This window comes from Alphaproteobacteria bacterium (assembly GCA_025800285.1).
Lineage (GTDB): Bacteria > Pseudomonadota > Alphaproteobacteria > JAOXRX01 > JAOXRX01 > JAOXRX01.
In genome coordinates, this window is record JAOXRX010000037.1 from 207,300 (window position 1) to 228,727 (window position 21,428).

The following is a 21,428-nucleotide window of genomic DNA, read 5'->3' on the forward strand; positions in this document are numbered from 1 at the left end:
AAAGGAAATTAAATAAAATGGTAAGAAATTTAATGGAAATGAAAAAGAAAGCTCAAAAAGGCTTAAGAATTGCGGATGTTTTGATAACAATAGTGTCTTTTGCATGGGCTGCTTATTTATATAACTTAAAAGGTTTTTATTTCTGGTTCTGGTTCTGGTTTGTTTTTGCTGTTATTTCTTTAGTTATGGTTATAACAAATCCAACAGAGAAAATTGAGAACAAAGTAATGGGATCTTTTATTAAAGGGAGAAAATAATCATGATAGCAGTAGTTATATATGGTATCATTGCAATTGCTTTAGCAGCTGTAGCGGGATATTCAATTATTTCATTTTTTGATGCATCAAGAACAATGTCAAGAGCATCAGAAAACTTATCGAGAATGAATATGGCTGTAAGTTTAGTTAAGGCAAATGTAAGATATGTTGATGGAGAAGCTCTTGTTCCAATGGGAAGTGCTGGAGCAGATTATACAATACTTCCAACATGGATGGGAGCTCATGATACATCAACATCGGGCGATAAATACTTATATTGTCCATTTGCTACTGCTAATAATCCCTCTGCTACTTCTGGAACTGTAACAGATGGAGACTCTTCTACTTATACTGTTGCTATAAAGAATAATTCACAAACAGGAAGCAGAGATTATGTTTATGGATTTGATGATACATTTATGGATGCCTCTGTAAGAAACAAGGGAGTGCTTGCTTTTGTTATATCTCCTTTAGAAGGAAACTCCAATCTACCAAATTGTTCAGATGTTAATTATAATGCTAATGGAAACTTTGTTGTACCTAATGGTATAGTTGAAGTTGTTCAGCTCGGTACAGTGTTCGCTCATAGAAATTTACAAGCATCTGCAAAAGCTGTTTTCTATGTTGATGATGTTGCTACAGGAGATGCTAGTGGTAGAGATTCAAATAATGCTGCTACAATTGATGAGGCAATGTCTTTTATGGCTTTGCATGCTCCAAGAGTTATGGAAGTGAGAGTCGCTCCTGGTAATTATAATATAACAGTAAACTCTTTTATAGATGAGGCTGAATCTTTAGGGGAATCTAAAGTTATATTAATTGGCGACAATGGAGGTAATAGTTCAAATATAAACATAACAACATCAACAGGTAGCCTAAGTTTACCATTTAATTTACATGTTAAAGATGTATCTATTTCTTCAGATGTATTTGTCTCAGCTGGCAAATCAATGTTTGTTGATGGAACTGTTGGAGTAGAATCTATATCTTTATACGGAGGTAAGTTATATTTAGATGATGAAAATACAGTGTTAAATATTACAGGGGAAAACTCTATTAATGCAGGTATATATGCTTCATATGGTTCTATGTTAGTTTCTTTAGCAAGAAATAATGGATCAAAAAATTATATACATTTTACAGGCAGTCCTACATCAGGAATTTATCTTAAAGGTAATGCAAATTTTGTTTATACAGATATAGATTTTACAAATGCTCCTACATATGGTGTTTTCATGAGTCACGGATCTTATTTGAATATGGATGATACAGGATTAGCTAAGTCTTTGCAAAAACCTTCTACATCTATTTTTGATAATGGTTGGGCAAGAGGAGCATCTGGTAATTCTAATACTATTGTAAAAGGAGATAGTTGTTGGAATGTATCTGCAAATAGTTTGTTTGAGTTTAGTAATAACTCAACTTCAGTCCCTCAAGTGCCTACTATGCCAGATTGGGATAGTAATCCAGCTAATTCAACAGTTAATAATTATTTAGAATATAGTGCTATTAAATATGTTAATGAGTCTGAGTGGGGATGTTCACCTTAAAAAACACTTGCAAAAACTTTAAAAAAGTTTAGAATTATTAACAATATAGCGAAATACGGAGATCGAATGGATTTAGATAATAAAAATATTTTAATAAGAAACAGGACTGATCATCAAAGAATTGGTGATGTTCTAGTTGATAGAGGGTTGGTTTCAAGAGAGATTGTAGAAGCGGCTTTTCACGAATGTGAAATAACTGGAGATAGACTAGGTACTGTTCTTGTTAGAAATGGGTTTCTTAAATATAATGATTTAGTTAAAGTTATTTTGGAAATAAATCCAGAAGATATCGCTTTTGAGAAATCTTATGATATAAAAATCCCTAGAGAAATTTTAGAGGAGTACTCTATTGTTATTGTTGCTCAAACAGATAAAAAGATATATATTTCATCTTTAACAAAAGAAGAAATAGTTAGAAAAATTGTTAAAAGCTACTTCCCATATAAAGATATAGAATTTGTATCTCTGTCTCTTAATGATTTAAACTCATTTATGGAAAACTTAGGAGCTCAAACAGATGATGAAGATGAAGAAGAAACAGATGATGACTCAATGATACTTGATTACCTGCTTAAAAAAGCTATGTTAATTGGTGCATCTGATATTCATATCGAGCCAAGATTCCAAAGTTATACAGTTTTCTATCGACATCTTGGTATTAGAAGAATTGTACATGAAGGGTCTCTAGAGCAATATGCTATTGTTGCTTCTCAGGTTAAAGATAGAGCTAGAATGGACCAAGTGGAAACTAGAATTCCTCAGGATGGTGGTTTTGGTGCAGAATTCCATGGAAGAATGATTGATTTTCGTGTGGCTACAGTTCCTGGGGTTAATGGCGAAATGATTGTTATTCGTTTGCTTGATCCAGATAAATCTCTTAAATCTGTTAAAGATTTGGGTATTACAAATATTAAATCATGGAAAGTTGCTACAAGTTATCCTTTTGGATTATGTCTGATTTGTGGTGCTACTGGTTCTGGTAAAACAACAACTCTTAATTCTACTGTTCGTGAAATGGATAGATTTGGTAAATCAATTAGAACAGTTGAAGATCCTGTTGAATATAGAATACCTTATGTTGGTCAAGTTAATGTTAATAAAATTGTTGGGCTTGATTTTGCTACAGCTTTGAAAGCATTTATGAGGGCCGATCCTGATGTTATTGTTCTTGGTGAGGTTCGTGATGGAGAAACTGCAGAGCTTGTGTTGAAAGCTGCTGAAACAGGGCATATGGTTTTCGCTACACTTCATACAGGTTCTGTTAGAGGTGCGATTGCAAGGCTTAAATCTCTTGGTGTCGCAAATATTGAATTAAAACCTCTGCTAAGAGGTGTGCTTGTGCAAAGACTTCTTAGAACTTTATGTCCAAACTGTAGCGGTAAAGGTTGTGAATCTTGTATGTTTACTGGTTATGGAGATAGAACAGTTGTGTCTGAGAATGCTTTGTTTAGATCTGAAAACGATGTTGAAAGAGCTCTTAATGGAGATGTATTCTGGCCTTCTATGTTAGAGGATGGATTGTTAAAATTTAAAGAAGGGCAAACAACAGCAGATGAAATATATAGGGTTTTCCAATCAGAAATCGATGAAGGTGATGAAAGCGATGTCTCTGAAGATTTAAGACCTACATTAAGAGAGGTAGTGGAATACAAAAAGACTTTATCTAGTGATGAAGAAGCTGAAGACCATGCTAAAATTTCGGAAAAGATTAAAGAAGAGGTTGAAGAAGATCTTGAAAAACTTAAGTCAGAAGAAAAAAATGAAGATGACGAAGACATAAAATATGTTGCTTTAGACTAAAATAAATAAGAGAGGTTATTATGAAATTTATAAAAAAAGAAATATTAGTGTTAATGATTTTTGTATCATTTATCTTCTCTTATATTGGAGCTGCTCAAGCTAGAACTTTCTATTATTTTGCTGAGATGCCTGGACTAATAGGCTCTGATTGTCAAGATTTATTTTGCGGTGCTTCAGAAGATGGAAATGTTTCAATAAATATTGAAGATGGAATCGTTCTGTCAACAGATGATAATTCTAAAATAGTTTCTTTTTCTTTAACTACAAGAAATGGAGTTTCTCCTGAAGATGTTATAATTAAAGCATCTACAGTTGAGCAAAATATTATATCAAAAGATGTTATAGTGTCAGGGGCTGGGGTTAATAGAAATCTTTTAATACAGAGACAGCTAGGTGGAGAAAGAGGTGATGTTGAAGTCTCTTTGTTAGCAGTTGTTGGAAAAGTTCAGGAAGATAAAAAACCATTAAATGTAACAGTTGCAAGTGTATGCTCTAAGTCTATAGACTCTGAAGATCATAAAATTATGTGTGATGAAGATGATAACTATTTAATATCAAGTAATAAAGATTTAATACATTTATCCAAATATCAAGGTGATGAGAATCTTGGAGATAATATATTAAATGGTAATTATAAGTTAACTAATGATATTAATTTTAATATAAGTTTTGATGTAACGAAAACATATCAAGATATTAACGGGAATGTTGGAGGTAACTCGAAGACTGGAACTTATAAGTTTTTAAAAGAAATATCTGCTATAATAACTCATAATGGAGAAGACTGGGATGGCGATGGATTTGTTTCAGATAATGATAATAGTGGATGGGAGCCTTTAGGCAATGGTAGCTCAGAATTTAAAGGAGTGTTTGATGGTGATGGATTCAGTATTAATAATCTGTATTCAAATAGGTCTTCACAATATTATATTGGGCTGTTTGGAAAAACTAAAGGAGCTACAGTTAAAAATTTAAGTTTGAATGATATTTATTCTTCAGGAGCTGGTGTTGTAGGGACATTAATTGGTGGAGCATATGAAGGGACAAATATTGTTGAAAATTGTTTTGCTAATGGTAATTCAGTTAGTTCTTCATATTATACAGGGGGCTTGATTGGTGGATTTAAAGGAGCCTTTAGAGCTTATGACTCTGGAGCAAATGTGGATGTTGATGGGGGGACATTTAGTGCTGGAGGCTTTTCAGGTATTGCTTATGGTAATTCTATAATTGAAAGAGTTTATGCAAAGGGTGATATATCAGCTGAACAATCTCAAATAGCAGGATTAATAGGGAGAGTTGGATCTGCCTCAAGTGATACTTTTATAGCTAGAGATGTTTATGCAACAGGTAATATCTATGGAGGAAATTATAATAGTTATGGAAATACTGGTGGTTTGATTGGTTATAACTCTAGAAAGACAACTATAGAGAATGCATATGCAACTGGAGATGTTAGATCTTCTGGATCTCAAGTTGGAGGGCTAATTGGATGTACTTATCACAATGGTACTATTAATAACTCTTATTCTACAGGTTATGTAAAAGGAACAAAACTTGTTGGAGGCTTGATTGGAAGAACTCATGTTGCAAATATTAGAGATAGTTATAGCACATCCAATGTTTATGCCTCATCAACAGAAGTTGGAGGTTTTCTGGGTAATTTATATAGAACAAATGTATATGATAGTTTTTCCGTCGGAACTGTTAAAGGTGGTGCATATACTGGAGGGTTTGTTGGAGCCGCTTCTTCGGGAAGTATAAATAATAGTTACTCTTTAGGGAGTGCCATAGGGACTTCATACACAGGAGGATTTGCGGGGCATGCTGGTTTTTCCAATCAAACAGTAACTATATCTAAATGTTATTCTAAAGGAGATGTAAGAGCTCCTAGCTCTGGTTATATAGGTGGCTTTATTGGTTATGTTCCTTATAAGGCTATAATAAAGAACTGTTATTCAAATAGTTATACTTATGGTAGATCTGTTGTTGGGGGATTTTTAGGTGGGGTTAATCCTAGGATGGCAGGAACAATTATCGAAAACTCCTACTCTAGTGGTGAGGTTGAATCTGTTATTAATAATGCTGGTGGCTTTATAGGTTATGCTACTGTAAGGTCATCATATCCGATTACCATATCAAATAGTTATTCAAACTGGGACACAGCTCCTTACTCACCAACAGATAACGGGGGGTTCATAGCTGAAATACATGATATAAATAATTATATAACATTAAGTAATGAAAATGATTTGTGTGAATATGTCGCTGAGACTCCTCTAACTAGTTGCTCAGATGATAATGTGTCTGTTATTCAAAATGCTGGCTGGGATAGTAATATATGGAATTTAGATAGTACAAAACCAACTCTTAAAAACATGCCAAATAGAAGCAATACTATTGGGACATGGGATAAAAGTAAATGGAATTTTGATGCTGGGTTGAATCCAGTTTTAATTAAGAAAACTTTAGAGGAATAAAAAAAAGCTCTGTTTTTACAGAGCTTTTTATTTGTTAAGAAAACTAGATTATTTAATCTCCCAAGTTTTAGGATCTACATTACTTTCTTGTTCTCTTGTTTTTAGGTTTTTAACTTCGTGCACACTGTCTGCATCAAAAGGAGGGAACCAGATATGTTCAATTCCTTTTTTCTCTGCATAAGCAATTTGTTTTTTCATGTTTTGAGCTGTATGATAAGCCTCAACATTAAAGCCTCTTTCTCTTAAAGTATTAGCAACAGCAACTACATCTTGATATTTTACAGAATCTGTTTTTGGATATGCTACTAAAATATCTGTTGGACATTTTCTCCCTTTATCCATATCTTTTAACATTCCTAATAGAACTCTAGATAAACCTAAACTTAATCCAACTCCTGGTAGCTTCTTATTTATGTAATTGCCTGAAAGGTTGTTATATCTTCCTCCTCCACCAATAGCAAGTTTCCCATCTTTGAATCTCATTTCATATACTGTGCCTGTATAATAATCAAATCCTCTTATAACGGCTAAATCAGCATAAATAGTTCCTTTCGGTAGGAATGATAGATAATCCATAACAAACTTTAATTCTTCAAGTCCTTCTTCTAGTAATTCTGAAGTTACACCCAAAGATTTAATTTCTTCCACAAAAGAAGAGTCTTCAGTTCTAATTTTTGTTATTTTAATCGCTTTTTTAGCGGTGTCTTTATCTACATTTATTTCTCCAAGCATTTCAATTATGTCTTCAACTGGAAGTTTATCTCCTTTGTCAACTATTCTAGTTGCAGTTGTGATATCTTCTATGCCAAGTCCTTCTAAATATCCTTGTAAAATTTTCCTGTTAGATATTTGTATTTCAATTTTATCTGCAAGATTTAAAGATTCAAATACTTTGTACATAATCGCTGGCATTTCAGCATCAAAACTAATTGGAATAGAGTCCACATTAATTACATCTATATCGCATTGAGTAAATTCTCTATATCTACCTTCTTGAGGTCTTTCACCTCTCCATACTTTTTGAACTTGGTATCTTTTAAAAGGAAAGTTTAATTCGTTAAAATGTTGAGCAGTATATCTAGCAAAAGGGACTGTTAAGTCGAATCTTAATCCAAGTCTTGCATCAGATTTATCATTCTCATCTGCTTGCAATCTGTTTAAAGTATAAATTTCTTTATCTGTTTCTCCTTTAGCTAGGATAACATCAAGCTCTTCTACAACAGGAGTGTCGATGTTAGCAAAACCATAGCTTTCAAAAACAGATTCAATTTTATTAATCCATTCTCTTTCTATTATTCTTTCCTCAGGTAATAACTCTGGAAAACCACTAATAGATTTTGGCTTGTAAATTTTGTTTTTTTCCATTTTTTTATCTTTCTTTTTTACTGAATTTTTTTGCTCATTATTTGAGCACTCATACTAGCAAATAAAGTCTGACATTGCAAGAGAAAAAAATGTAGGACTTTATCCCTAAAAATTATTGTTTTTTATGCTAAATATTTTTTTTCTTTATTTATTAAGGGGTTAGGTAAGTGTTCTGGCTTTGTTAAAAAAAAGAGCTTGAAAAAAAAGTTGTTTTTTACTAGGTTGAAAGAGTAAAGAAAATGCTATGCGAAAAAGGAAAAAATAATGAACGATAACAATAACTTTGAAATGCCTTTACTAAAAGGACTAATCTCCGAAGATAGAAATCCAAAATTTGTAATAAAAAGAGATGGCTCATCTAGTGAGTTTGAAATTGAAAAAATATATCATGCTATCTTAGCATCAGCAAATGAAACAGAAGAGTTTGGAGACAACGAAGCTTTAACTTTAACAACTCAAGTATTGAAAGTTTTAAGATATAGATTCGAAGGCAAGTCTGTAAATCTAGAGCAAATTCAAGATATTATCGAACAAACATTAATTTCATCTAATCATTTCGCAACAGCAAAAGCATTTATGATTTATCGTCAAAAAAGAGCAACTTTGAGAAAAGATAAACAAACTCTAGTTGATGTTGAAAAATCAATGAATGAATACTTAGATCAGCTTGATTGGAGAGTTAAAGCTAATGCTAATGTTGGTTACTCTTTAGGTGGTATGATTTTAAATACTTCTGGTAAAATTACAGCTAACTATTGGTTGTCTCATGTTTATCCAGAAAAAATTGGAGAATGTCATAGAAACGGTGATTTCTATATTCATGATTTGGATATGTTGTCAGGATATTGTGCCGGTTGGTCGCTAAGAATGCTATTAGAAGAAGGCTTAAATGGTGTTCCAGGACATATTGAAGCAAAACCTCCTAAGCATATGTCATCAGCTATGGGGCAAATTGTTAACTTCTTGGGAACATTGCAAAATGAATGGGCCGGTGCTCAAGCATTCTCATCAGTAGATACTTACCTTGCTCCTTTCATTAGACTTGATAACTTAAGCTATGAAAGAGTAAAACAAGAAATGCAACAAATGCTGCATTTTATAGGGACTCCTTCAAGGTGGGGTACTCAAACTCCATTTATTAACTTTACTTTTGACTGGGTTTGCCCGGAAGATCTAAGAGGAAAGAATCCAATTATTGGAGGTAAAGAAGTAACAGATTTTACATACGGTGATTTACAAGAAGAAATGAACATGATAAATCGTGCTTTCATTGAATGTATGACAGAGGGTGATGCGAAAGGAAGATTATTTACTTTCCCAATTCCGACTTACAATATAACAAAAGATTTCCCATGGGATGATCCAAATACTGACTTGTTGTTTGATATGACAGCTAAATATGGTATCCCTTATTTCCAAAACTTTGTTAATTCTGATTTGAACCCAACTGATGTTAGATCTATGTGTTGTAGATTACAGTTAGATTTAAGAGAGCTTCTAAAAAGAGGAGGAGGTCTATTTGGATCTGGTGAACAAACAGGATCAATAGGTGTTGTTACTATAAACTGTGCAAGACTTGGTTATGTTCATAAAGGAAATGAAGAGGCTTTATTCGAAAGAGCTAATGAGTTAATGGAACTAGCAAAACAATCTCTAGAAATGAAGAGAAAAACAGTTCAAAGATATATGGACGGAGGATTATATCCTTTCTCAAAAAGATATCTTGGTTCGTTAAGAAGTCATTTCTCTACAATTGGTGTGAATGGTATCAATGAAATGATTAGAAACTTCACAAATGATAAAGAAGATATTACAACTAAGTTTGGACAAGATTTTGCTCTTAGATTCTTAGATAATATGAGAGATAAAATGGTTCACTTCCAAGAAGAAACAGGTAACCTTTATAACTTAGAGGCAACTCCTGCAGAGGGAACTACATATAAATTAGCTAGAGAAGATAAGAAAAGATTTGGTGATGATATTATTCAAGCGGGAACAGAAGATGCTCCTTACTATACAAACTCATCACAACTTCCTGTAGGCTTTTCGGATGATATGTTCGAAGCAATGGATCTACAAGAAGACTTACAAAGAAAATACACAGGTGGAACAGTTTTCCATATGTATATGGGAGAAAGAATTTCAGATGGAGATGCTTGTAAGAGCTTACTTAAAAAAGTTACAGCTAGATATAAAATGCCATACTTTACAGTTACTCCAAGATTCTCAATTTGCCCTAAACATGGTTATCTAAAAGGAGAACATAAGTTCTGTCCTAAGTGTGATGAAGAATTAATTGCGAGAAAGAGTTGCAGTTGCTCTAAGTAGCTGTTAGTATTAACACAAATAGTATTAAGAAAGGAGAGGTACTATGAGTGAAGTAGTTTTAAAAGACGAAGAAAGACAAGAGTGTGAAGTTTGGACTAGAGTTATGGGTTATTACAGACCTGTTAGCCGCTATAATGCTGGTAAGAAGTCTGAGTATAACGAAAGAACTTTCTTTTGTGAATGTGACAAATAGATTTTAAATTCATTTTATATGATTATTCGAGCCCCAGCTGTTAGCTGGGGTTTTCGCTAATGTACTTTTATGTACATTTCACTCAAAAATAATTCACCTAAAATGGAACTTAAAATCTATTTGTTTATTATACTTAAATGTATAGCAAGGGGTTTTAACTTTCATCTAAATTAATTTAAAATCTATTTGTTTGCTGTATTCCAATTTTTGCTAATATTTTTCGCTCAAAAATAATTCATCTAAAATTAATTTAAAATCTATTTTTTATTTTTTGTTGTCATTCTTATGAGCGGAGCGAAGAAGAATCTTTTAATCAATTCTGATTTTTCTCTTGTCATTCTGAGTGTAACGAAGAATCTTTTCATGCCTGTGGAATATTAATTTACATCCAGTAGCACAAGAAGATTCTTCACTTCCACATAACTGTGTCCGTTCAGAATGACGGATTAGGATTTATAATAGTAAAAATTAAAGTAATCTAGTGTTCACAAAGAAGAATCAATAATCTGGTGACATTAATTTATAAGCAAAAAAAAATAATAAAAACTTGAGAAAAACTAACTATATATATATAATTAAAAACAACTAATATATTGAGGGAGGAAGCATATGTTTCAAGATTTGCCAATAGCAGGAATAACAAAAATGACAACGGTTGATTTTCCTAGTAGATTATCAGCTGTTGTGTTTATACAAGGATGCCCTTGGAGATGTCCTTATTGTCATAATCCTGAAATGCAAAAAATGTGTCAGGGAGAAGTTCCTTTTGAAGAATTAGAAACTTTTTTAAATAAAAGAATTGGTTTGCTTGATGGAATAGTTTATTCGGGTGGAGATCCTTTAGTTTATAAAAAAATGCCAGAATTATTAAAGTGGACTAAAGATTTAGGCTTTGATACTGGTATGCATACAGGGGGGCATTTACATGATAATTTTGAAAAATGCCTTGCTCATTTAGATTGGGTAGGGTTTGATATGAAAGCTCCTTTTGATGATTACGAAAAGGTTACAAAAGCGACTCATTCTGGAGAATATGCTAAAAAATCTTTAAAAAATCTTTTAAGCTCGGGGATAGAATATGAGGTAAGAACAACAGCTTCTCCGGATGATTTATCAATAAAAGATATATATAAAATAGCAGATGATCTAAAGATATTAGGTGTTGAAAACTTTGTTTTGCAAGAGCATAGGCAAATTTGTGGAGATAAAGAATCTGAGGCTCATCACTTTATAAAAAGCAGTTCGTTTTTTATGGATGAAGACTTAATGGAATATCTAAAAAAGAGTTTTAAAAACTTCTCGGTTAGAAGAGCATAAAAAATATTTGCTATTACTTTTAAATTAGCATATAATAAATTCATGTCAAAAAGTTACTTACAATTCTTAGAGAAAACTACATATACTAATAATATGCAAAATGCTATTATTAAATTAGCTAAATTTCTAAAGCCAATATCAATATTAGATATGAATTTTGGTAGTGGTATTCTTACATATAGAATGGCAAAAGAATTTCCAAATGTTCAGGTTTTAGGTGTTGATGGTAGAGATTCTGCAAATGATTTAGGACAAGAGATAGTAAAAAATAATAAGGATGTTAGTAATCTGCAATACTATAAAGAAGATATGTCTGATTTTGTAAAATTCTCTGAAAATATAGCGGATTTAAATGTTATGTTTTACTCTTTTAGTAAGATAAAAGACCCTGTGGAAAATAAATTAGAGTTTTTATCTTTATGTAGAAATAGAATGTTTAGTGAAACTAAGATTTTAATTGCGGATATATTTGAGCCTGATACAAAACATTTCGCTTCAAAAGTAACAGAGTTTAAAGCAAGGCATGAAAAAAGAGCTTTGCAGGGGTTTTCTGATACTTTTTGGAACTCTTTAACGGGTTTGACAGAGGTTGAAATACAGGAGGCTGAGGATAGAGCTTCGAATGTATTAAAGTATGAACAAAATTTAGCATCTTCATTTTTGTCTAGAGGTCAAGATTATCCTGTTAGCTTAGATTGGTTATTAGAAGAGCTTTCTAAAATGGGCTTTAAAATTGATTTAGTTCAGCCTGTTAGTGCTTTTGGAGAGGCTATTGTTTTATTCTCTCTTAAAGATAAGAATCCTCCAACAAAGAAAAAATTTGATCCAGCTTCAAAGAAATTTAAGAAGTTAGCTATGGGAAAAATCGGAATGTAAAGCTGTATTTTTTTTAATGAAGTTTTTATACTAGCTTATATTTTTCAAAATTATTTAAATTAAGATTTAATAATTAATTAATAAAGACCACCTGTGCCATTTATTACATTTTTTTTCTTTGTAGGTTTTTTTATAGTTTCAAAGCCACTACTATTTAATACTTTTACTTCACCATCTCTTTTTGGTTCTGTTCCTGCAATGAATGATTCCCAAATACCGTCTTTATCGTTTATAGATGTTTTTTGTCCGTTCTTAAGGTTAATCTTAACCATTTTCATTCCCTCCGGTACTCTGAATGGGATTGCCTTCATTCTTCCTGACTTCTTGGCTTTCTCTACAAACTTTTTAAATATAGGAGATGCAACACTTGAACCTGTTTCACCTTCTCCTAGTGTTCTAGGGTCATCAAAACCTGTGAATACTCCTATAACTAAGTCAGGAGAGAAACCTATAAACCAAGCATCTTTATTCTCATTAGTTGTTCCTGTTTTCCCTGCTAATGGTAGGTTCAATGCTTTGTTTCTTCTGGCAGTTCCTCTCTGTACAACTCCTTCCATTATAGATACCATTTGATAAGCTACTTTTTCATCAAGTATTTGCTCTTTGGTGTCTTTAATTATTGGAGCTTTTAATCCTTTAATAAATTTATTTGAATTACATAATGTGCAGGCTCTTTTATCTCGTTTATATAAAGTCTTTCCTGTTTTGTCTTGAACTCTATCAATGAAGCTTGGTTTAACTTCTTTCCCACCGTTTACTATTGAGGCATATGCTCTAACCATCTTGAATAGAGTTGTGTCTCCAGCTCCCAAAGCCATAGCAAGTTCTCTTGGCATTTTATCAACAACTTTGAATTTTTTAGTGGCATATTTAGATATTTTCTTCATGCCTAAATATTTTGCTAATCTAATAGTCATTAGGTTTCGAGATTTTTCAATACCTACTCTTAAAGGAGTTGGCCCATAGAATTTATTTGAGTAATTTGTTGGCCTCCATTTTGCTTTACCATAACCTTGATTTAATACAAAGGGAGCATCATAAATTAGTGTTGCAGGAGTAAAGCCACTTTCTAATGCTGCAGAATATACTATAGGTTTAAATGCGGAGCCTGGTTGTCTCTCTGCTTGAGTTGCTCTGTTATATTTGCTTGTTAAATAGTTAAATCCTCCATCCATTGCTAAAACTCGACCAGTGTGAGGATCCATTACCATTATAGCTCCATTTATATCAGGAATCTGTCTTATCCCATATTTAGCAATGTTATCCTTAGTTTCTCCAAATTTTTGTATAAAGATTATGTCTCCGAAACTAAGAACCTCATGTACTGAGGAGATGTTTTTACCAGTTTTTTGGTTGCGAAGATTTTTTCTTGCCCAAGTTAAATAATCTAAAGGGATGATTCCATGACTTCCATCTTCAAGTCCAACAGTTGCCTGCTCGTTGTCAACTTTTGTTACTATCCCTTTTTTCCACAAGTGAAATACTTTAGGAGTTGTATCTGCTTTTAGTATCTCTAACCAATTCTCAGATGTTAGCTCATCTGCTTTGTTCACTATTGGTCCTCTCCACCCATGTCTTTTATCATATTCAATTAAGCCTTCTTGTAATGCTAAGTGAGCCATTTCTTGAAGCTCTGGATCTAGAGTCGTTCTTACACTTAATCCTCCATCATAAAGCTCTTCTTCGCCGTATATTTTAAGTAGCTCTTTACGAACTTCTTCAGAGAAATAAGCAGAGTTTTCAACGAACTTTTCAGAGTCTCTTATTTGCACAATAATGTCTTCTTGTTTTGATGATATTAGTTGTTCTTTATTTATGTATCCGTTCTTATACATATTGTCTAAAACCCAGTCTCTACGATTTATAGCTCTCTGTTTGTTTCTTACAGGGTGATAATTGTTAGGAGCCTTTGGAAGAGCGGCTAAATATGCACATTCTGCTATGGTTAAATCATCTAGAGATTTATTGAAGTAGTTTAGAGAAGCTGCAACCACACCATAAGCTCGCATTCCTAAGAAGATTTCATTTAAATATAGTTCTAATATTTCATCTTTTGTTAAAGCATTCTCCATTTTAACAGCAATTATTGCTTCTTTTATTTTTCTGGTTATTGATAGCTCATTGCTAAGCAGAAAATTCTTTGCTACTTGTTGAGTTATTGTTGATCCACCAGCTGGGCGACGACCTGTTTTATAGCTTCTAATATTATCTACTACTGCTCTTAATATTCCAGTTGGAGATATTCCATAATGAATATAAAAGCTTTTATCCTCTGCAGATATAAAAGCATTTTTAACTTTATCAGGTACAATCTCTATAGGTATAAAAACTCTTTTTTCACTTGCATATTCAGATACAAGTTGACCATCTCCAGCATATAATCTTGTTACGATTTTAGGTTGATAGTTTTTTAACACCTTATAATCAGGTAGGTCTTTAGAAAAATATATAATTATTCCAATTAGACAAATTAAGCCAAGTACTCCTAAAAAGATACAGGCTTTGAAAAATTTCTTTAGATTTTTGCGCATTGAAGTTCTCATGAGAAGTGCTTATCTACTCCTTCAACTATTGTTTTCGCAATCTTTGTTCTATATGATGAGGATTTTAAAAGCTTAACTTCTTCTCTGTTAGATAAGAATCCCATCTCCACTAAAATAGATGGTACATCTGGAGCTTTTAACACCGCAAAAGCTGCATATCTATGATTTTTGCCAAGGAGACTTATTTTGTTTTTTTTCATTTTGCTTATTAAGCCATTTGCAAATATCTTTGATGAATTAAGAGTCTCTCTTCTTTTTAAATCTAAAAGAATGTTTGCAACTTCTTTAGGTTGTTCTTCAAGTTTTTCATCAAAAATTAAATCTGCTTTATTTTCTTTTGCTGCTAGCTTTGCTGCTCTAGCATCAGAAGCTTTTTCCGCAAGAGTATAGATTGATGCTCCTTTAACTCTTCTGTCTTTCAACGAGTCCGCATGAATAGAAATAAATAAATCAGACTTATGCTTTCTTGCTATTACAACTCTTTTCCAAAGTTTTAGATATTTATCGCTACTTCTTGTTAGATGAACTTTATATCTACCTGTTGCTTCTAATTGTTTTTTTACTTCTTTCCCCGCAGCAAGAGTTAGTGTTTTTTCATAAACACCACCAACTCCAATGGCTCCTGGATCTACACCTCCGTGTCCAGGATCAATAGTGATTACTTTCTTTTTAAAAACTTTTGTATCAGCGGTCTCTTTAATTGCTTTTATTGGTTTTTTAATTGTTGTTTTTTTAGAAAAATTAGAACTTGATGCAGCTCCTTTTGTTTCTTTTAAGTCTAAAACAAGTCTAGGGCCCTTTGTTGCACTTGCAGGTAAAATGAATTTGTCATAAACCATCGCAGGCTTTGTTAAATCTAAAACTAGTCTATAAGTGTCTTTGTTAAATCTAGCAAAACGATATTTTTTTATTAAGCCTTTTCCTTGAGCCTCTTTTAATCTCCACTCAATTTGAGGAAAATCTACAACTATTCTATCAGGATTCTTTAATATAAATATATTTGAATCAATTTCTTTAGACAGGTCAATTACAAATCTTGTTTTGTCTCCATTTATGCCAACTCGGCTACCTGTAACAGAGGGTATGCCAGCGACTGCTTTTTTGAATGGCATTGCCAAAAAGCATAAAAAACAAGAGCTTGAAAATAAGAACTCTCTACGATTCATAATATGTTTACTTTTATCTTGTCCCATACTCAAGCTTTTAGCAGATTTTTAAACTTAATTCAAGATAAATTTCTAGCTAAAAATAAATTTAGCTTGTATTTAAGAAAAAAAGATTGTATAGTTTAGCTGTTTTATAGAAGACAAATTTACAAACAAAAAAACAAGGTTTAACTATTTTAATGTTATGAGCAGCTGAGTCAAAAGCGCCACGAGTAAATAGTAAACTTTTTATTATATGACAAGATAAGGAATTTTTATATGACAAAGAAAATGTTAATTGATGCAACTTACGAGCAAGAAACTCGAGTTGCTGTAGTCGAGGGGAAAACTTTAACCGACTTTGAATTTGAGCTAGCAGAGAAAAAACCTCTTAAGGGAAATATCTATTTAGCAAAAATTACAAGAGTAGAGCCGTCTTTACAAGCAGCTTTTATTGAATATGGAGGAAATAGACACGGGTTCTTACCTTTCAATGAAATTCATCCAGATTATTATCAAATACCTGCAGAAGATAAAGAAGAAGTTCAATCTCTTAAAACAAAAGTAATTGAAGAAAGTGTTTCTCAAGAAGAAGAAAATCATACAGAAGAAGAAAAAGTAGTTGAGGGTAACTTAGCTCAAGACGAAGAAGATTCTGTTAGAAATATTGTTTCATCATTAAAAGATAAACATAAAGAGCTAACATCTAAGTACCAAATTCAAGATGTAATTAAAGCGGGGCAAGTTGTTCTGGTTCAAGTTATTCGAGAAGAAAGAGGTAATAAAGGTGCTGCGGTAACTACATATTTATCTTTAGCTGGTAGATTTTGTGTTTTAATGCCAAATTCTCCTGGTAATGGTGGAGTAAGTAGAAAAATCACAGAATACTCAGAAAGAAATAGAATGAAATCTCTTATTTCTGCAATGAAATTACCAAAAGAGATGTCAATTATTATCAGAACCGCTGGTGTTGGTAAGAGTGATGAAGAAATTAAGAGAGATCAAGAATATCTAATAAGATTATGGAATGGTATAAGAGAGCTAACTCTAAAATCAGAGCCTCCTCAGTTTATCTATGAGGAAGCAAACTTAATTAAAAGATCTTTAAGAGACTTATTTAATAAAGGTGTTACAGAAGTTCTGATTGAAGGAGAACATGCTTTTAAATCTGCTAAGAAATTTATGGAATTGCTTGCTCCAACTCAAGTAAAGAATATATATGAATACACAGATGATAAAGTTCCTCTATTTATGTATTATCAAGTTGAAAAACAAATTGATAACATGAATGAGCCTTTCGTAAAACTTCCATCAGGGGGGTCAATTGTTATACACCCAACAGAAGCTTTAATTTCTGTTGATGTTAACTCTGGTAAATCTGTAAAAGAAACAAATATTGAAGAAACAGCTCTAAAAACTAATTTGGAAGCGGCAGATGAAATCGCAAGACAAATGAAGCTTAGAGATTTAGGTGGTCTTCTAGTTATTGACTTCATTGATATGGATGATCCAAAGCATAATATTGCTGTTGAAAGAAAAATGAAAGATGCTGTTCTTGATGATAGAGCAAGAGTTCAAATCGGAAGAATATCTCCATTTGGTCTTTTAGAAATGTCAAGACAAAGACTTGCATCCTCTCTGATGGAGTTAAACTATCAAATTTGTCCTCATTGTTCAGGAACAGGTAGAGAAATGACAACAGAATCTGCATCTGTTATGATACTTAGAAATATCAAAGAAGATGTTTTAAGACATAGAATTAAAGAGATGAATGTTAAAGTATCTTCAGAAATTTTAATCTGTATTTTGAACTCTCATAGAGATAAACTATCAGATATAGAAAAAATACATGATGTAAAAGTTAATATTAGTGCTAGCGATAGCTTGATTCTATCAAACTATGAAATTGAAATACTAAACAATTATTCTAAAAAGCAAAAGTCATTCAAAGTAGCAAGTGATGCTATTACTGGATCAGATTTTATGAAGAAAGATAATTCAAAGTATGTTAATTTAGAAGTAACTCCTGAAGAAATGCAGGATTACAATAAAGAAAGAAAAGAAGACTATAAAAACTTCACTTCTAATAAAAGACACAACCGTGGAAGAAGAGGTGGATCAAATAGAAAGAACAACCGTAATAATAATTCTAAGAAAAATTACAAAAACTATAAAGGTAAAAAGAATTATAAAGGTAAGAAAAGGTATACTAAAAAACCTCAGCCTAAAAAAGGATTGTTCTCAAAACTTTTTGGTAAATAATAAAAAGCTCTCGGTAAAACGGGAGCTTTTTTAGATTGACAATTTTGGGCTATTGCTATACTTACTATAAGTAGGTATTTACATATTAAACCAAATAAAAAGATTAAGGAGAGAATATGAGAAAACTTCTTTATACAATAGCTTTAATGATTAGCTTTTCTGCGATAGCAAAAGCAGAACTATATATAGATATAACAAAAGGGAAAACAGACCCTTTACCAATTGCATTGACAGAATTTGATGTTAACACTCCTTTTGAAAAAGAAATAGGGAAGAAAGTTTTCAAAGTTATCTATGATGATTTAGAAAGATGTGGTTTATTTAAATTAATAAATAAAAGAGCATTTTTGCAGTCTCCTAGTGAAATGCAAACAAAAAAGCCAAGGTTTGAAGATTGGAAACTTATTAATGCTTCTGGTTTAATTACAGGTAATGTTAAGTCTGAGAAAGAGGGCGATTCTGTAAAGATTAGCTTTAGGCTTTGGGATGTTTTATCAGAAGAGCAGTTAATAGGTATGAGTTATAAAACTTCAAATGAGAATTGGAGAAGAATTGCTCATATCATTGCAGATAAGATATATGAAAAGCTAACTGGAGAAGAAGGTTATTTTGATACAAGAATTGTTTATGTATCTGAAGACGGATCTTTCAAAAAGAGAATAAAAAGATTAGCTATTATGGATGCTGATGGAGAAAATCACAGATATATAACAGATGGTAGAAATCTTGTTTTAACTCCAAGGTTTAACCCTGCTGCATCTGAGATTGTTTATATGGCTTATATTGGAAAAACTCCTAGAGTTTATATTCAAAATATTGATACAGGAGAAAAAAGAGTTCTGGGTGATTTTCCAGGCATGACTTTCTCTCCAAGATTCTCTCCTGATGGGAAAGAAGTTGTAATGAGTTATGAAAATAAAGGTAACTCAGAGATATATAAAGTTAACTTAAAAACAGGTGATAAGAAAAGGCTTACTTACGATTTAGCAATTGATACATCTCCTTGTTTTTCTCCTGATGGGAAATCTATAGTTTTTGAATCTGATAGAGGTGGTTCTCAGCAGCTTTATATAATGGACAAAAATGGTAAGAATGTTAAGAGACTAACATATGGTAGAGGAGTTTATGGTAATCCTGTTTGGTCTCCAAGAGGGGATTTAATAGCTTTTACTAGAATGATGGGTAAAAAATTCTATATTGGAGTTATCAAGCCTGATGGTTCTGGAGAAAGAATGATTGTTAATGACTTCCATGTTGAAGGTCCTTCATGGTCTCCAAATGGTAGAGTTGTCATATTCTTTAAAGAAGTTGTAAAGGGTAGAGAAAGAAAAGCCTCTATTCACTCTATTGATTTAACAGGTTATAATGAAAGAGTTATTAAAACTCCTAAAGGAGCATCAGATCCAACTTGGTCTGGTAACCTGTAATATATAAACTTTTATAATCCTGTAAATAGGCTTGCTAATTTTAGGGTTAATATAAAGGTTTTATTGCCTATAATTAACAGTTGCAAATAAAAGGTTTTTGCTATATTGTATATATTACAAATTATTAATTAATGGAGTTAGAAGTGAGTTTTGTTCCACCAGAATTTTTAGAAGAATTAAAGTCGAGATTGAATATATCTGACATAGTTAGTTCTAGGATTCAGTTAAAAAAACATGGTAATACCTATAAAGCTTGTTGTCCTTTTCATAATGAAAAAACACCATCTTTTGTTGTAGATAATAAAAGAGGAAATTATCATTGTTTTGGCTGTGGTGCTCATGGAGATATATTCTCTTTCGTTATGCAGTATGATGGTGTTGACTTTCCCTCAGCAATAGAGAATCTGGCTAGGCAAGCGGGTATATCTATTCCTAAGACTCAACCAACAAATCCTGAGCGATATAAACAAAGAACTGGGTTGTTTGAATTGATGGAGCAAGCTTGTCAGTACTATCAAAGAGCTCTTATGTCTAGCGATGGTGTTAGTGCTCAAGGCTATATAATGAAAAGAGGTATAACAAAACAAGCTGTGTCAGATTTTAGACTAGGATATGCTCCTCATGGTAATAACTTAATTGGCTTTTTGGAAAGTAAAAACTTTACAAAAAAACAAATGATAGAAGCAGGTCTGGTTAGAGAAAATAATGGTAGAGCATATTGCTTCTTTAGAAATAGATTGATGTTTCCTGTGATAGATAAGAGGGGAAGAGTAGTAGCATTCTCTGCTAGAATCTTAGATGGAGACGGTCCTAAGTATATTAACTCATCAGAAACTCCTATATATAATAAAGGCTCTTTGCTATACGGTGCTAACTTAATTAGAAAAGAAAAAGAAATATTTGTTGTAGAAGGTAATGTTGATGTGGTATCTATGAATATTGCTGGATTTAAAGGAACTGTTGCTCCATTGGGAACAGCTCTTACGGAAAATCAAATTTCAGAAATATGGAAAATATCAAACAATCCTGTTTTGTGTTTTGACGGAGATTCAGCTGGTTACAAAGCTGGCGAAAGAGCTATTCATAGAGCTTTACCAATATTAAAACCTGATTATTCTTTAAACTTAGTATTTATGCCAACGGGAGAAGATCCTGATACTTTGATTAAAACTAAGGGTGTTTCTCATATGAGAGATGTATTAAGTAAGTCAAAAAGCTTGTTTGATTGTTTATGGGATTTTGAAGTTGAAAAAGCTAATATGAATACTCCAGAAGGCAAGGCTGGTTTTGAAAAAAGCATAAAAGAAAAAATATTTGAAATAAAAGATGAGGCTGTTAGAGGCTATTATTTATCTGCAGTAAAAGATAAGCTTTTCCAAAGTAGAAACTTTAAAAATTCTGGAAAATATAAAAAAGCAGGGTTAGCTCCTAAACCAAAGGGGGTTAAGTTACAGAGAGATTTAAATCTTAAAGCAATCATGGCAAGTATTCTAAATTATCCAGAAATATTCGATGATATTGCTAACGATTTATTAAATATTGATAATTTATCAAAAAGTAAGCTTTACGAAAAAACTTATTTAAAACTTGAAGATGAAAGTGTGTCTTCAGAAGACTTGATTTCTTACTTAAGAGAAGAGGGGTTTGGCGACTCTTTAAATAAAGTGTTAAACAATGAAGTTTATTTGTATTTCCAATGGTGTAGGCCAAACTTAAATAAAGATGATTTATTAAAGAATGTTAAATTTATTATAGAAGAAATTGTTAAACAGCAAATAGTAAGAAAAGAGAAAATGCTTCTAAAAGATGAAGGCTTGTCTGATGATGAGTTGCATAAGCTGTTATTAATTAAAAAAGAAAAGTTGAAGAAAAAATAAAAAAAACTTTT

General features: G+C 32.1%; 14 protein-coding genes. 11 read left to right on the forward strand and 3 right to left on the reverse strand.

All coding sequences use genetic code 11. From position 1 onward, the window contains the following. Positions 1-17: 17 nt before the first annotated feature. The 4 genes from OIF36_01945 (at position 18) to OIF36_01960 (ending at position 6,084) form a co-directional block, all read left to right on the forward strand. Positions 18-257: a hypothetical protein gene (locus tag OIF36_01945; protein ID MCV6599230.1), complete on the forward strand. Its 240-nt coding sequence runs from the start codon at positions 18-20 to the stop codon at positions 255-257. Between the two features lie 2 nt (positions 258-259). Then, positions 260-1,807 carry a hypothetical protein gene (locus OIF36_01950; protein MCV6599231.1) on the forward strand — a complete coding sequence of 516 codons (1,548 nt, stop codon included), beginning with the start codon at positions 260-262 and terminating at the stop codon, positions 1,805-1,807. Between the two features lie 66 nt (positions 1,808-1,873). After that, positions 1,874-3,607: an ATPase, T2SS/T4P/T4SS family gene (locus OIF36_01955; protein ID MCV6599232.1), complete on the forward strand. Its 1,734-nt coding sequence runs from the start codon at positions 1,874-1,876 to the stop codon at positions 3,605-3,607. Between the two features lie 20 nt (positions 3,608-3,627). Continuing rightward, positions 3,628-6,084: a hypothetical protein gene (locus OIF36_01960; protein MCV6599233.1), complete on the forward strand. Its 2,457-nt coding sequence runs from the start codon at positions 3,628-3,630 to the stop codon at positions 6,082-6,084. Between the two features lie 48 nt (positions 6,085-6,132). On the opposite strand, the gene hisS is transcribed toward OIF36_01960, so the two are convergent. Next, positions 6,133-7,449 (reverse strand): histidine--tRNA ligase, encoded by a 1,317-nt coding sequence (hisS, locus tag OIF36_01965; GenBank protein MCV6599234.1) that lies wholly within the window; start codon positions 7,447-7,449, stop codon positions 6,133-6,135. A gap of 288 nt (positions 7,450-7,737) precedes the next feature. On the opposite strand from hisS, the gene OIF36_01970 reads away from it, so the two are divergent. The 4 genes from OIF36_01970 (at position 7,738) to OIF36_01985 (ending at position 12,163) form a co-directional block, all read left to right on the forward strand. Beyond that, on the forward strand, positions 7,738-9,777 hold the full coding sequence (locus tag OIF36_01970; GenBank protein MCV6599235.1) for a ribonucleoside triphosphate reductase: 2,040 nt from the start codon (positions 7,738-7,740) through the stop codon (positions 9,775-9,777). A 43-nt stretch (positions 9,778-9,820) separates the two neighbouring features. Continuing rightward, on the forward strand, positions 9,821-9,970 hold the full coding sequence (locus tag OIF36_01975) for an anaerobic ribonucleoside-triphosphate reductase (GenBank protein ID MCV6599236.1): 150 nt from the start codon (positions 9,821-9,823) through the stop codon (positions 9,968-9,970). Between the two features lie 609 nt (positions 9,971-10,579). Then, the gene (locus OIF36_01980; GenBank protein MCV6599237.1) at positions 10,580-11,287 is read left to right on the forward strand and encodes an anaerobic ribonucleoside-triphosphate reductase activating protein; all 708 of its coding nucleotides are present in this window, start codon (positions 10,580-10,582) and stop codon (positions 11,285-11,287) included. A 42-nt stretch (positions 11,288-11,329) separates the two neighbouring features. Then, positions 11,330-12,163 (forward strand): class I SAM-dependent methyltransferase, encoded by an 834-nt coding sequence (locus tag OIF36_01985; GenBank protein MCV6599238.1) that lies wholly within the window; start codon positions 11,330-11,332, stop codon positions 12,161-12,163. A 77-nt stretch (positions 12,164-12,240) separates the two neighbouring features. On the opposite strand, the gene OIF36_01990 is transcribed toward OIF36_01985, so the two are convergent. Then, a complete protein-coding gene (locus OIF36_01990; protein ID MCV6599239.1) occupies positions 12,241-14,694 on the reverse strand; it encodes a penicillin-binding protein 1A in 2,454 nt (817 codons plus the stop codon). Positions 14,695-14,702: 8 nt separating this feature from the next. After that, the gene (locus OIF36_01995; GenBank protein ID MCV6599240.1) at positions 14,703-15,899 is read right to left on the reverse strand and encodes an N-acetylmuramoyl-L-alanine amidase; all 1,197 of its coding nucleotides are present in this window, start codon (positions 15,897-15,899) and stop codon (positions 14,703-14,705) included. A 231-nt stretch (positions 15,900-16,130) separates the two neighbouring features. Here OIF36_01995 and OIF36_02000 point away from each other — a divergent pair, with 231 nt between their 5' ends. From OIF36_02000 to dnaG, 3 genes are all read left to right on the forward strand, one after another. Continuing rightward, positions 16,131-18,113, forward strand: a complete 1,983-nt coding sequence (locus OIF36_02000) for an Rne/Rng family ribonuclease (protein ID MCV6599241.1) — start codon at positions 16,131-16,133, stop codon at positions 18,111-18,113. 116 nt (positions 18,114-18,229) lie between these two features. Next, a complete protein-coding gene (tolB, locus tag OIF36_02005) occupies positions 18,230-19,540 on the forward strand; it encodes a Tol-Pal system beta propeller repeat protein TolB (protein MCV6599242.1) in 1,311 nt (436 codons plus the stop codon). Positions 19,541-19,671: 131 nt separating this feature from the next. Beyond that, a complete protein-coding gene (dnaG, locus tag OIF36_02010; protein ID MCV6599243.1) occupies positions 19,672-21,417 on the forward strand; it encodes a DNA primase in 1,746 nt (581 codons plus the stop codon). Positions 21,418-21,428 lie beyond the last annotated feature (11 nt).